The organism is Exiguobacterium sp. s50 (genome assembly GCF_018618175.1).
Lineage (GTDB): Bacteria > Bacillota > Bacilli > Exiguobacteriales > Exiguobacteriaceae > Exiguobacterium > Exiguobacterium chiriqhucha.
Genome location: NZ_JACSLP010000003.1, coordinates 124640 through 137504, shown reverse-complemented (window position 1 = coordinate 137504; position 12865 = coordinate 124640). Strand labels below are relative to the sequence as shown.

Sequence of the window (12865 nt, the reverse complement as noted above, 5' to 3'; positions counted from 1 at the left end):
CAGAGGAGGGATCGCCAACCGGCGGTCCCTCCTTTTGTTTATACAGTGTGGTGGCGCTCGACGCGTTCGAGCAGCTCGTAAGGGCGTACTTTATAGATGGCGTGCGGCATATACGTCGGATCGATCGCATCAAGCAGGCGCATCTGGAAGTGATTGCGCTTGATATAGTCGCCGACGTTCGAGGCGTCGACCTTGAAGAAGCCGACTTCTTGCGTCTCACCTTCCTGCGGTTGCAGGTCGCCCGAGACGTAGCGCGCGCGGAACGTGACACAGAGTACGCGTGAGGATACGTTTTGATAGATGCCGGTGATCCCGTCGACCTCGATCTCAATCCCGGTCTCTTCTTTTACTTCGCGATGCACGGCGTCGACGATCGATTCATGTTCCTCGACTTGTCCGCCCGGCATCTCATACGTATCGTTCCGGTGCGTGTTCTGAACGAGGAGCACCTCGCCGTCGGCGTTCGTGACGTAGGCCGTCACGGAGACGATGGTGCGCGGTGGTGTGTAGTGACCGGTCGGCATCATGAACTCCTCGCTCGACTTGATATATAAATCTTTGCCGAGACGGGCCCGCTTCTTCATCGCCTCGCGGCGCAGGCTGCTTGAGCGGTAATCGCGTTCGACTTGTTCGTAATGCTCGCGGTCACGATATTCCCAGAGGGCCATGACCTCGTCCTTGTCTTCGGTCACCCAACGACCGACGAGACGGGCGCCGTGCGATACCTGTATCGGATACAGGTATGTATGGAAAAACTCGGTGAATTCATCTAAGCGTTCAGGACGGATGGTGTACGTTTTTCGACGATGGAACATGGTAATTCCTCCTTTGAAGGTGGTAATCTCTATTCCGAGAAAAAAACGCTTTCCTCACTATTCTTAATTCGGTACCAGATCCGATTTTCCCTCTATTCAAAAAAAGTCAGCTCGAGCGAATTTGCTCAGGCTGACTTTTTGAATAGACGCGGATTCGCGCGGATATAGCGGATGAGGACATATAGTCCGATGGCGGTGCCGACGTACGGCAAGAACCCGTGCGTGACTTCACCGATATGACGCCAATTGCTACCGAGCATCATCCCGAGTTTGACGAACACGAACGACCAGACGGCGAAGACGACGACGGTCACCGTCAAAAATTTCCGGAACGACAAGCGCATGACGCCGGCGCTGACGGCGAACAGCTGGCGCCAAATGACGCTCAGACAGACAATCCAGGCGCCATACGTCTCGAACCACGTCTCGGCGCGCTGTTGCTTCGCTTCACTGATGCGAAATGACTTGTAGAGCCGAAGGGTGACAGGACGACCGCCGTAACGGCCAATCCAATAGAGAACGATTTGACTGAAGACGAACGCCGACCACGCGAGGAGGAAGACGAGCAGGAACGAGACGTCGAGAGACCCAATCAAGTGGCCCCCGTAGGCGAGCACGAGCTCGTTCGGGATGAATTGGATGAAGATGCCGAGCGGGACGCTGAAGACGCCGCAGCCGAGCAACAGTTGTTCAAAGAAATGCCACATGACCGTTCCCTCCTTTCCAAATTATGTACGGTCTTTGTTCCATCCATCAGTATAACGGACATGGACTGAAAGCAAAAGAAAAGATGTCACGTATTTGTGACATCTTAGTCGAGCTCGGAGACGAGGACGCCGAGCCGCTCGAGTTCCGAGACGGCGGCATCGATGGCGTCTTCGCTATCGGCCTCGAGCGTGTGGATATGCAAGCCACCCGTCAAATGCGAAAGTGGGGCGGCCTGGTTCGCCTCGACCCGTTCGAGGAAAGCACGGACGTCGCGACGGCTCTTCACCATCAACTGACCCGTTAACGAACCGTAGACCGGATGATCGATGATGACGTCCCGAATTGTGACGCCTTCGTCGACGATGGCGTTCATTTCGGCCTCCATGGCCTCCGCCTCGTGACGACAGACGATTTTACGGGTGTAGGCGGACGGCGACGACTCGCCCGGTAGATAGACGTATCCACGGGCGGTCGCGACGATTTGATGGCCCTTCGCCTTCAAGAGCGACAAGTCTTGGACGACGACTTGTCGGCTGACGGCGACGCGGCGGGCGAGCTCGGAGCCGGTGATCGGCTCGGAACTCTGTTCAATCATTTCCAATAATGTGCGCCGGCGTTCTTCACCGGCTAAGCGTTTGTTCATAAGATCCAACTCTCCTTGCTAAAGTGACGATGGCTTCGGCGAGCGCCGTCGTGGCTTCAACGGTCGTGGCTTCGCCGAAGGAAATGCGGACGAGGCCGTGGCAGGCGCTCGTCTCATAGCCGAGTGACTCGAGCATCCGGTTCGGTCCGTTTTGGCCGGCCCGACAGGCCGAGCCTGCCGAGACTTGGAAGCCGAGCCCGTCGAGTTCGGTCATCCACCATTGTCCGTCCCGCTGATTCGAGACGAACGAGAAGATGGCGGGACTCTGCTGGTCGAACTCGAGCCAGTCCACGTAAGACGATGTCTTCTCTTTCAAGATAGCACGAAACGCCAAGAAATTTCTTTCATGACGTGTCCGTGCCTCGTGCCGGTCGGTGAACGCTTTAACGAATGCACAGATGCCGGGGACGTCAATCGTGCCGGGACGAATGCCGTACTGGTGGTGTCCCGGATAGTAGGGCGGTGGCAACAGCCGTTCCATATAGAGGCCGCCGACGCCTTTTGGACCGCCGACCTTATGGGCGCTGAACGAATAGGCGTCAATCCCGTCGACCGAGACAGGAATCTTGCCGAGCGCCTGGACGCCGTCGATATGGAGCAACACTTTCTTATATTTCAATTGGCAGAGGATGTTGTGGAGCGGCAGCGTCCATCCGGTATCGGAGTTGACGTGCTGGAACGTCACGAGCCCGATATCACGGTCGAGCAGACGCGTGAACGTCTCTTGGTCGAAGCGACCGTCTTTTAGTTTCAGCCGATGGACGGTCACGCCTTCCGCTTCCCATTCGTCGAGAAGGAGGGCGACCGAGTCGTGCTCTTGCCACGACGTGATGACTTCACTGCCTTTCATGCGCTTACGGAGACTCGTTAGCGCGATATAGTTGCTCTCCGAACCGCTCCCGGTGAAGAGCAGCTTCCCGCGGAGCATGTCGAGCCCGAGAGCCTGCTTCACCAAACGCCTTGCCTCGGTCAAGTAATCTTCGGCCATATATCCGTGCGTGTGGAGGGAAGACGGATTACCGTATACGCTCCGCGCCATGGCGACGTAATGGTCGAGGGCGGATTTTGTCATCGGGTGCGTCGCCGCATAATCAAAGTAACGGTTCATCGTAAAGTTCCCCTTTTCTTATGTTGTCTTCTTCACAAAATTATGCGAAACTAGTTTACAAGTCAACATTACATATGAAAAACAGGTGATATACAGATGTCTTTACAGTTTGAACGGGTCGATGTGTTGATTATCGGGGCCGGTTTGGCCGCTGTGACGGTCGCCCTCCATCTGCCCCGGACGTTGAACGTCCTGCTCGTCGCCAAGCATGAAGTGACGAGTGCGAACTCGGACTTGGCTCAAGGCGGAATCGCTAGCTCGTACTTGGAACCGTCGAGCGTCGACCATGAGCGGGATACGCTCGTCGCCTCGAAACTTGCGGCCGTACCCGACCGTGTTTATACACTCGTCGAGGAAGGGCGAACGGCGATTCAAGAGCTGGAGCGGTTCGGCGTCGTCTTCGATCGCGACGCGACTGGCTACGCGGTCGGTCGGGAAGGTGCCCATGGCATGAATCGAATCTTTCACGTCGGTGGCGATGAGACGGGACGGCACGTGATGGCGACGCTGCGGCGTCAACTGCCTGACAATGTGACCGTCATGGAGCATGTCCTGATCGATACGTTGACGAAAAGCGATGGCCGTGTGAGCGGGGCGACCGGCTTCAACGGTGAGACGCGCCTCCACGTTCAGGCCGGGGCCGTCGTCCTCGCGACCGGTGGCATCGGCGGTCTGATTGACTGGACGTCGAATTGTCGCTCGGTCACAGGAGATGGGCTCGTCTTGGCGGAAGCGGTCGGGGCACGGCTCACGAACTTGTCCCGGATTCAGTTTCATCCGACGCTACTCGCGGTCGATTCACCCCATCTCGTGACGGAAGCGCTACGCGGGGCGGGAGCCACGCTCGTCGATACGTCCGGGAATCATGTGATGGGACAACATCCGCTCGGTAGCCTCGCCCCGAGGGATGAGGTCGCACGAACGCTCACGAACCATGTCGGACCGGTGTACTTGGATACGAGTCGTGTCGAACGGCTCGATGAGAGGTTCCCGAAACTGGTGGCGACATGTGACGCGCACGGCATCGACATCCGGCGCATCCCGGTCCGGCCGGGACTGCATTTCCACATGGGCGGTGTCGACGTCGACGCCTATGGACGAACCAAGGTAGCGGGACTATATGCGGTCGGGGAGGTCGCCGATACGGGCGTCCATGGGAAGAATCGACTCGCGTCAAACTCGTTACTTGAATGCTGGGTGTTCGGGAAGCGGGTGGCGGCGACGATGACTTTGGAGGAGAAGCCGTTCGCGGTGAACGAGACGACCGTATTTGAGGTTTCAGATGATCTGTTCGGCCGCTATCGGCAACAGATTGGGGAATGGCTGACAATCTCGCCGCAACTCGGCAAAATCGTAAGTTTCTTAGAAAATACCCAACAACTGCCACGGACGAAACACGTGACAAGACAATTAAGTGAACAGACATTGAGTATAGAAGCGGCACGGCTTTTGGCTCGTGCCATGATGAGGACGGAGGATGGTTATGAACAAGATTGCTTTGCGCGAACAGCTGACGGCATTTCTACATGAGGACATCGGCTTTGGCGATACCTCGAGCGGACTGATTGATCAGCGCGAGACGTCATTCGCCACGGTCACCGCCAAAATGGATGGGGTGTTCTGTGGCATGGACGTCGTCCTGGAGCTGGCCCAGATGCAACGGCTCGTCGTCGAGTCATGCCAACCCGACGGCACGGTCGTCTCGATTGGAGATGAACTGTTCACGTTGCGGGGCAAGACACGGACTCTCCTCGAGACGGAACGGGTGCTGTTGAACCTCATCCAACATTTGAGTGGGATCGCCACGATGACGCGGCGCTGCGTCGAACAGCTCAATGACCCGGCGATTGCCGTCACGGATACGCGCAAGACGACCCCTGGACTCCGCATGCTCGAGAAGCATGCCGTCCGTTCGGGTGGTGGGAAGAACCACCGGCTCCGGCTCGACGATGCCGTCATGATTAAAGACAACCACATCACGGCACTCGGTGGAATTACGAACGCGGTCGCCCGGGCCCGGATGCTTGCTGGCCACACGACGCCGATTGAAGTCGAGGTCGAGACGCTCGAACAGTTGCATGAGGCGATTGCGGCGGACGCCGACATCATCATGTTCGACAACCGGACGCCAGAAGAACTGAAGGCGTGGCGCGCGCTCGTCCCAAGTCATATCAAGACGGAAGCGTCAGGCGGCATCACGGTCGAGACGATCGCCTCGTATCGCGGTACGGGCGTCGACGTCATCTCAATCGGGCAGTTGACCCATTCGGTGACGGCGCTCGATTGTAGTTTAAATCTCGTAGGAGGAATCAAACATGCAGTTACTCGGAACGATGCCAGCGCTATACGCTGACTTGACGCTTGAACAGATGGAACAACGGATTGAAGCCATTAAAGCACGGCTCGGCAGCCGCCTATTTTTACCGGCCCACCACTATCAAAAGGACGAGGTCGTCCAGTTCGCGGACGCGACCGGAGATTCGCTCCAGCTCGCACGGCTCGCCGAACAGATGAACGAGGCCGAATTCATCGTCTTTTGCGGCGTCCACTTCATGGCCGAGACGGCCGACATGTTGACGCGTGACGACCAGCTCGTCATCTTACCGGATATGCGGGCCGGGTGTTCGATGGCCGACATGGCTGATATCGATCAGACGGAGATTGCGTGGGAAGAGCTGACCGATACGTTCGGCGACAGTATCGTCCCGATCACATACGTCAACTCGACAGCGGCCATCAAGGCATTCATCGGCAAGCATGGCGGGGCGACGGTCACGTCGTCGAACGCCCATGACATCGTGCGTTGGGCACTCGAAGCGGGCGAACGGATCTTGTTCTTACCGGATCAGCATCTCGGACGCAACACGGCATATGACTTGGGCGTGCCGCTCGAGGCGATGGCCGTCTGGGACCCGCTCCGGGAACGACTCGTCTATGAAGGCGATATTGAGGACGTCCGCGTCATTTTATGGAAAGGGCATTGCTCGGTCCATGAGAAGTTCAACGTCGCCCAAATCGAGGCGTTACGGAAGAACGACCCGGAGCGACGCATCATCGTCCATCCCGAGTGCACGTTCGATGTCGTGCAGGCAGCGGACGAGGCCGGGTCGACGTCATATATCATCGACCAGATCGAGGCGAGCGCGCCGGGGACGAAGTGGGCCGTCGGCACCGAGATGAACTTGGTCAATCGACTTGCGGCGGCGCACCCTGAGCTCGACATCAATTCGCTCAACCCGTACATGTGCCCGTGCTTGACGATGAACCGAATCGATTTGCCTCATTTGCTCTGGGCGCTCGAGTCACTCGAGACCGATCCCGTAAATATTATTCGCGTCGATCAAGAGACGACAAAGTGGGCGACACTCGCCCTCGAGCGGATGCTCGCACGCTAAGGACAGGCAATCGCCTGTCCTTTTTTCGTGGCGACGGTTATGGTACAATGAATGCAGTTTTCCTATGAAGAGGAGATATGACCGTGATTGAATTCGTAAAAGGCTCCGTCGCCTATGTGTGCGCGGAATATATAACGTTGGATGTTTCGGGCGTCGGCTACAAAGTACATGTGCCTAACCCGTTTTTTTATCGTGAACAAGACGAACATGTAATCGTATTTACGCACCATTACGTGCGCGAAGATCAACAGACGCTGTACGGTTTCCGTTCACGTCGCGAACGCGAACTGTTCAATAAATTGCTCGGCGTCAACGGAATCGGACCGAAAGGCGCACTCGCGATCGTCGCCTCGGGCGATATGGATGCGCTCATCGACGCAATCGAGACCGAGAACGAGAAGTATTTGATGAAGTTCCCAGGTGTCGGCAAGAAGACGGCGAAACAGATGGCGCTCGACTTGAAAGGCAAGCTGTCCGAGCTCGCCCCGGATTATGTACCGAACACCGGACTGTTCGCCCAAGGCGCGTCCGAACTAGACGAGGCGTGCGAAGCGCTCGTTGCGCTCGGTTACTCAGAGCGTGAGATCACCCGTGTCCGCAAGGAACTGAATTCAGAAATATTGACGACAGACGCTTACATAAAGCGCGCCCTGCAATTGCTATTGAAATAAGGAGGAGACCATGGACGAACGATTGTTGTCACAATCCCATCAACAATATGAAGACTCTGAAGAGTGGAGCTTGCGTCCGCAAAAGTTCGAGCAATATATCGGACAGGAGAAGGCGAAAGGAAACTTGTCGATCTTCATCCAAGCCGCGAAGCTCCGCAGCGAAACACTCGACCACGTCCTCCTATACGGTCCCCCGGGACTCGGAAAGACGACACTCGCCCAAATCATCGCCAACGAGATGGGTGTCGGCATCAAGACGACGGCCGGCCCGGCCATCGAACGTCCGGGTGACCTCGCCGCAATCCTCTCGACCCTCGAACCGGGCGATGTTCTGTTCATCGATGAGATTCATCGCTTGAGCCGCACGATTGAAGAGATCCTCTATCCGGCGATGGAGGACTACTGTCTCGACATCGTTTACGGACAAGGCGAGATGGCGCGAAGCGTCCGCATCGACTTGCCACCGTTCACGCTCGTCGGCGCGACGACGCGGGCCGGCATGTTGTCGGCCCCGCTCCGTGACCGCTTTGGTGTCACGTTAAAGCTCGAATACTACGAGACGCATGAGCTCGCCGCCATCGTCAGTCGGACGGCCCAACTGTTCCGCCTGTCGATTTCACCAGAGGCGAGCGGTGCCATCGCGAAACGTGCACGCGGCACGCCGCGGATTGCCAACCGGCTGTTACGCCGGGTTCGTGATTTCGCCCAAGTGGCAGGAACGAAAGAAATCGATCCGGTGCTTGCCTCAGACGCACTCGACCGGTTACACGTCGACGCCCTCGGGCTCGATGAAGTCGACCACCGGCTTTTACGGGCGATGGTTGAACGGTTCGGCGGTGGTCCGGTCGGACTCGAGACGCTTGCCGCGACGATCGGGGAAGATGCCCAGACGATTGAGGACGTGTATGAGCCGTACTTGTTGCAGCAAGGTTTCCTGCAACGGACGCCGCGCGGCCGCATGATCACCCAGTACGCAAAGACGCATTTTGGCTATGAAGAGGAGTAAACGATATGCAAGACATTCAATTGAACGTAAACGATTATGATTTTGACTTACCGGAAGAACTGATCGCCCAAGTACCGCTCCTCGATCGGACGAGCTCACGACTGCTCGTCCTCGACCGCGACACGGGCGACATCGAGCATCGTCACTTCCGCGACGTGCTCGACTATTTGCAGGCAGGCGACGCCCTCGTCGTCAACGACTCGCGCGTGCTCCCGGCTCGACTGTTCGGGGCGAAGCAAGAGACGGGCGGGAAAGTCGAACTTCTTCTTTTGAAGCAGACGGAAGATGATGTCTGGGAAGCGCTCGTCAAACCGGCGAAGAAAGTCCGCGTCGGCGCCATCGTCGAGTTCGGCAACGGATTGCTCCGGGCCGAATGCGTCGAAGAGCTGCCGGAAGGGGGACGCCGCTTCAAGTTCGATTACGACGGTATCTTCTATGAAATTTTAGATGAGCTCGGCACGATGCCGCTCCCGCCATACATCCGTGAACAGCTCGACGACCAAGACCGTTATCAGACGGTGTACGCCCGTGAACGCGGGAGTGCGGCCGCACCGACGGCAGGTCTTCACTTCACGGAAGAACTGCTCGCAGCGGCAGAAGCGAAAGGCGTCAAGTTGATTCCGCTCACGCTTCACGTCGGGCTCGGCACGTTCCGTCCCGTCACGGCGGATACGATTGAAGAACACACGATGCACAGTGAGTATTTCGAGCTGTCGGCTACTTCGGCCGAGGCGCTCCGTGACGTCCGTACAAACGGCGGCCGTGTCTTCGCAGTTGGGACGACATCGACCCGGACGCTCGAGACGATCGTGCGCGACCATGGGGATTTCGTCGAGTCATCGGGCTGGACGGACATCTTTATCTACCCAGGCGTCGAGTTGAAGGCGATTGATGGACTGATCACGAACTTCCATCTGCCGAAGTCGACACTCGTCATGCTCGTCTCGGCGTTCGCGTCGCGCGACATCATCTTGAATGCGTACCGCACAGCGGTACAAGAACGTTACCGCTTCTTCAGTTTTGGAGACGCGATGCTCATCACGAGGAAGGAAGAGAACAAATGACCAAACACGCAGTCACATACGAACATATCCACACATGTAAACAGACGGGAGCGCGGCACGGAATCGTCCATACGCCGCACGGCTCGTTCGAGACACCTGTCTTCATGCCGGTCGGCACGCAGGCGACCGTCAAGACGATGGCCCCGGAACAAGTCAAGGCGATGGGAGCGAACATCATCCTCTCGAACACGTATCACCTTTGGATTCGTCCAGGACACGAAGTCGTCAAACAAGCCGGAGGCCTTCATAAGTTCATGAACTGGGACGGCGCAATTTTGACGGACTCGGGCGGCTTCCAAGTCTTCTCGCTCGCCGACCTGCGCAACATCCAAGAAGAAGGCGTCCATTTCCGCAACCACTTGAACGGCGACAAGTTGTTCTTGTCACCGGAGAAAGCGATGGAGATTCAAAACGCGCTCGGTTCGGATATTATGATGGCGTTCGACGAGTGCCCACCGTTCCCGGCGACACATGAGTACATGAAGAAGTCGGTCGAGCGGACGAGCCGTTGGGCTGAGCGTTGCCTCGCGGCACACGAACGTCCACAAGATCAGGCATTGTTCGGCATCATCCAAGGCGGCGAGTACGAAGATCTCCGTCGTCAAAGTGCGGCCGACCTCGTCTCGCTTGATTTCCCAGGTTATGCCGTCGGCGGATTATCGGTCGGCGAACCGAAAGACGTCATGTACCGCGCGCTCGAGTTCACGACACCGTTCATGCCGGAGAACAAGCCGCGCTACTTGATGGGCGTCGGTTCACCGGATGCGTTGATTGAAGGCTCGATTCGCGGCATCGACATGTTCGACTGCGTCTTGCCGACCCGAATCGCCCGCAACGGGACGCTCATGACATCGAAAGGCCGTGTCACGATCAAACATGCGAAACATAAGACGGACTTCGGCCCAATCGACGAGAAGTGCGATTGCTACACGTGTAAGAACTATTCACGTGCGTACGTCCACCACTTGATTCGTGCCGACGAGATGTTCGGGCTTCACCTCTGCTCGACACACAACCTTCACTTCCTCGTGAACTTGATGAGTCAAGTACGTCAAGCCATCCGCGAAGACCGTCTCTTGGACTTCAAGGAAGAGTTTTTCGAAGAATATGGGTATAACAAACCAAACGCCAAGAATTTCTAATTGTTCTGACAGCGATTATGTGACAACGTTTCAGTTTCACGGTATAATGAACCTGATATTGAAGGAAAGGGTGAATTTTACGCATGGAAACTCTCGTAGCACTATTACCGATGATCCTTATTTTCGTCGTGTTCTACTTCTTGTTGATCCGTCCGCAGACGAAACGTCAGAAAGAAGTACAATCGATGCAAAACGCGCTTGAGCGTGGGGATCACGTCGTAACAATCGGCGGCCTTCACGGCGTCGTCCACCAAATCGAAGACACACAAGTCACATTGAAATGTGACCAGTCACTCCTCAAGTTCAATCGCAGTGCGATTGCTGAAGTGACGAAAAAAGGCAACTCATCATTCGCTGAGTAACCAAACCACGCCTGACCATCCCTGGTCAGGCGTCTTTTTTTTGTCATACTTTGAAAAATGATTTATTTTTGACAAACTTCGTCAATCCGACGAATCATCCACCTTATTTCCAAAAATCAAATTGAATCGTGAAAACGTTTGCATTATCGTCAAGTTGAGAAGAATTGGAAAGAAGGAGAAGAAGACATGGATGTGAAACGATTGCTACGCCCACTCAAAAATTGGAAGGTACGACGTCGCCCTGACCGCGTGAAAGGACGCTCGTCGATGCGCCGTAAGATGGCGATGGCGCTCGTGCCGACACTGATCGCCTTATTGATCGTCGGTGCGCTCGGCTCGTATCAATTACAGAATGCGACGTCAGAGTATGACCGCGTCTTGAACGAGCGGCTCCAAGATATGCTCGTCGCCGAAGATTTGGCGTTGACCGTGACCGATGCCGAGCGTTATTTGAACTACTATCTGCTCGTCTCGAACCCGAAGACACTGATTAGTCTCGAAGCGGCGCAGACAAAACGTGACGAACTGATGGATACGCTCAAGCAGTCGTCGTCAGATTCGAAAGTCATCGCCTGGATCGGTGATCTTGAGAAGTTCAATCAACATCTCGACACGGAAATGGCGCGCGTCATCGACCTCCGTCAACAACAAGACGAGATCGGATACAAGACGGTGCTCAATACGAGCGTGACACCGACGACGGATCGCGTCCGGATGACGGTGACCGACCTCGTCACGTATCAAGGCGAAGCGCTCGCAGCTGAGTCGGAAGCGGTCCAGGCGAGTGCCGGGCAGTCGATCATCTGGATGGTTGTCATCAGCATCATCGGCGTCGCTGTCGGTCTACTTTCATTAGTAGCACTCCAAAAGTTGTTCTTGAAGCCGATCAATCGACTCGTGAACGAAGCGCGCGTCGTCGCCGAAGGTGATTTGACCGGGGGTGATATCGAGGTCGGTTCGAACGATGAGCTCGGTGACCTCGTCACGGCGTTCAACGATATGAAACGCAACCTTGTCGGCTTGATTCGTCAAGTCGGGGCGGCCTCAGACAAAGTGACGGCCTACTCGGAAGAACTGTATGCCAGCACGGACCACGTCGCCACGACGACGCAAGGTGTAGCCGGTCTATTTGAACAGATGAACCTTGCCGCCCAAGTGTCGGCGAAACGGGCCGAAGAAGGGACGTCCGGCGTCAATCAAGCCGTCGTCGGCTTGAACCAAATCGCCGCTGCCTCGCAAGGCGTGAACGAGCAGACGATTCATACACTCGAAGCGGCGAGTGGGGGACTGGAGACAATTCAGTTGGCCGAGCAGCAGATGCGGGAGATTCAACAAGCGAACGACTTGACGCAACAGATGGTCGAGCGCTTATCGAATCAATCGCTCGAGATTGAGAAAATCACTCGTTCCATCACGGCCATCACGGAACAGACGAACCTGCTCGCCTTGAACGCGGCGATTGAAGCGGCTCGGGCCGGGGAACACGGCAAAGGGTTTGCCGTCGTCGCGGCCGAGGTCAGAAAACTGGCCGAAGAATCGAAACAGTCGGCAAAACAGATTCAAGCGGTCGTCGTCGATATTCAGCGCGACACGTCGGAAGTCGAGGCGGCGTTCGATGTCACGAGCCAGCATGTGACAAGCGGTGTGATCCAAATGGGCGAAGTCGCCGGTGCGTTCCGTGAAATCGTCACCGTCATTCAAGAGACGTCCCGTCAAATGAGTGAGATTGCGGCAGCGACAGAAGAAGTAAGTGCGAACACGACCGAGGTCGCCGTCTCGGTCGAAGATATGTCAACGAACGCCGTCTCAACGCAACGAAGCGTCGAAGAGGCGGGCGCGAACGTCGAAGAGCAACTCGCCGCGATTCAAGAAATCAACGGCATCGCCGAGACGATGAGTCATATGTCGGTCGAGTTGAAAGACCTCGTCCACTTATTCAAGGCATAAAAAC

13 protein-coding genes are annotated in these 12865 nt (G+C 56.3%); 9 read left to right on the top strand and 4 right to left on the bottom strand.

Translation table 11 applies throughout. The features are described from left to right. Nucleotides 1–38: 38 nt before the first annotated feature. The 4 genes from KNP68_RS05200 to KNP68_RS05185 all read right to left on the bottom strand — a co-directional run bounded on the left by KNP68_RS05200 (nt 39) and on the right by KNP68_RS05185 (nt 3274). A complete protein-coding gene (locus KNP68_RS05200) occupies nt 39–815 on the bottom strand; it encodes an NUDIX domain-containing protein (protein ID WP_131471096.1) in 777 nt (258 codons plus the stop codon). A 125-nt stretch (nt 816–940) separates the two neighbouring features. Next, a complete protein-coding gene (locus KNP68_RS05195) occupies nt 941–1522 on the bottom strand; it encodes a DedA family protein (RefSeq protein ID WP_214798968.1) in 582 nt (193 codons plus the stop codon). A gap of 104 nt (nt 1523–1626) precedes the next feature. Next, nucleotides 1627–2166, bottom strand: a complete 540-nt coding sequence (locus KNP68_RS05190; protein ID WP_021066889.1) for a transcription repressor NadR — start codon at nt 2164–2166, stop codon at nt 1627–1629. Continuing rightward, entirely contained in the window at nt 2144–3274 is a 1131-nt protein-coding gene (locus KNP68_RS05185; RefSeq protein ID WP_131471098.1) for a cysteine desulfurase family protein, read from the bottom strand. The genes KNP68_RS05190 and KNP68_RS05185 overlap by 23 nt, the downstream gene beginning before the upstream one ends. Before the next feature lie 96 nt (nt 3275–3370). Here KNP68_RS05185 and KNP68_RS05180 point away from each other — a divergent pair, with 96 nt between their 5' ends. The 9 genes from KNP68_RS05180 to KNP68_RS05140 all read left to right on the top strand — a co-directional run bounded on the left by KNP68_RS05180 (nt 3371) and on the right by KNP68_RS05140 (nt 12861). Continuing rightward, nucleotides 3371–4804, top strand: a complete 1434-nt coding sequence (locus tag KNP68_RS05180; protein ID WP_214798966.1) for an L-aspartate oxidase — start codon at nt 3371–3373, stop codon at nt 4802–4804. Further along, nucleotides 4758–5627: a carboxylating nicotinate-nucleotide diphosphorylase gene (nadC, locus tag KNP68_RS05175; RefSeq protein WP_214798964.1), complete on the top strand. Its 870-nt coding sequence runs from the start codon at nt 4758–4760 to the stop codon at nt 5625–5627. Before KNP68_RS05180 ends, nadC begins: the two co-directional genes overlap by 47 nt. Next, nucleotides 5590–6669, top strand: a complete 1080-nt coding sequence (nadA, locus tag KNP68_RS05170; protein ID WP_214798961.1) for a quinolinate synthase NadA — start codon at nt 5590–5592, stop codon at nt 6667–6669. The genes nadC and nadA overlap by 38 nt, the downstream gene beginning before the upstream one ends. A gap of 83 nt (nt 6670–6752) precedes the next feature. After that, complete coding sequence (ruvA, locus tag KNP68_RS05165) at nt 6753–7340, top strand: Holliday junction branch migration protein RuvA (RefSeq protein WP_021066894.1); 588 nt, start codon at nt 6753–6755, stop codon at nt 7338–7340. A 10-nt stretch (nt 7341–7350) separates the two neighbouring features. After that, entirely contained in the window at nt 7351–8346 is a 996-nt protein-coding gene (ruvB, locus tag KNP68_RS05160) for a Holliday junction branch migration DNA helicase RuvB (RefSeq protein ID WP_021066895.1), read from the top strand. Between the two features lie 20 nt (nt 8347–8366). Beyond that, nucleotides 8367–9410 (top strand): tRNA preQ1(34) S-adenosylmethionine ribosyltransferase-isomerase QueA, encoded by a 1044-nt coding sequence (gene queA, locus KNP68_RS05155; protein ID WP_131471169.1) that lies wholly within the window; start codon nt 8367–8369, stop codon nt 9408–9410. Further along, nucleotides 9407–10552 (top strand): tRNA guanosine(34) transglycosylase Tgt, encoded by a 1146-nt coding sequence (gene tgt / locus KNP68_RS05150; protein WP_131471101.1) that lies wholly within the window; start codon nt 9407–9409, stop codon nt 10550–10552. The genes queA and tgt overlap by 4 nt, the downstream gene beginning before the upstream one ends. Nucleotides 10553–10635: 83 nt before the next feature. Then, nucleotides 10636–10914, top strand: a complete 279-nt coding sequence (gene yajC / locus KNP68_RS05145) for a preprotein translocase subunit YajC (protein WP_021066898.1) — start codon at nt 10636–10638, stop codon at nt 10912–10914. 186 nt (nt 10915–11100) lie between these two features. After that, nucleotides 11101–12861, top strand: a complete 1761-nt coding sequence (locus KNP68_RS05140; RefSeq protein WP_021066899.1) for a methyl-accepting chemotaxis protein — start codon at nt 11101–11103, stop codon at nt 12859–12861. The last annotated feature ends 4 nt before the right edge of the window (nt 12862–12865 follow it).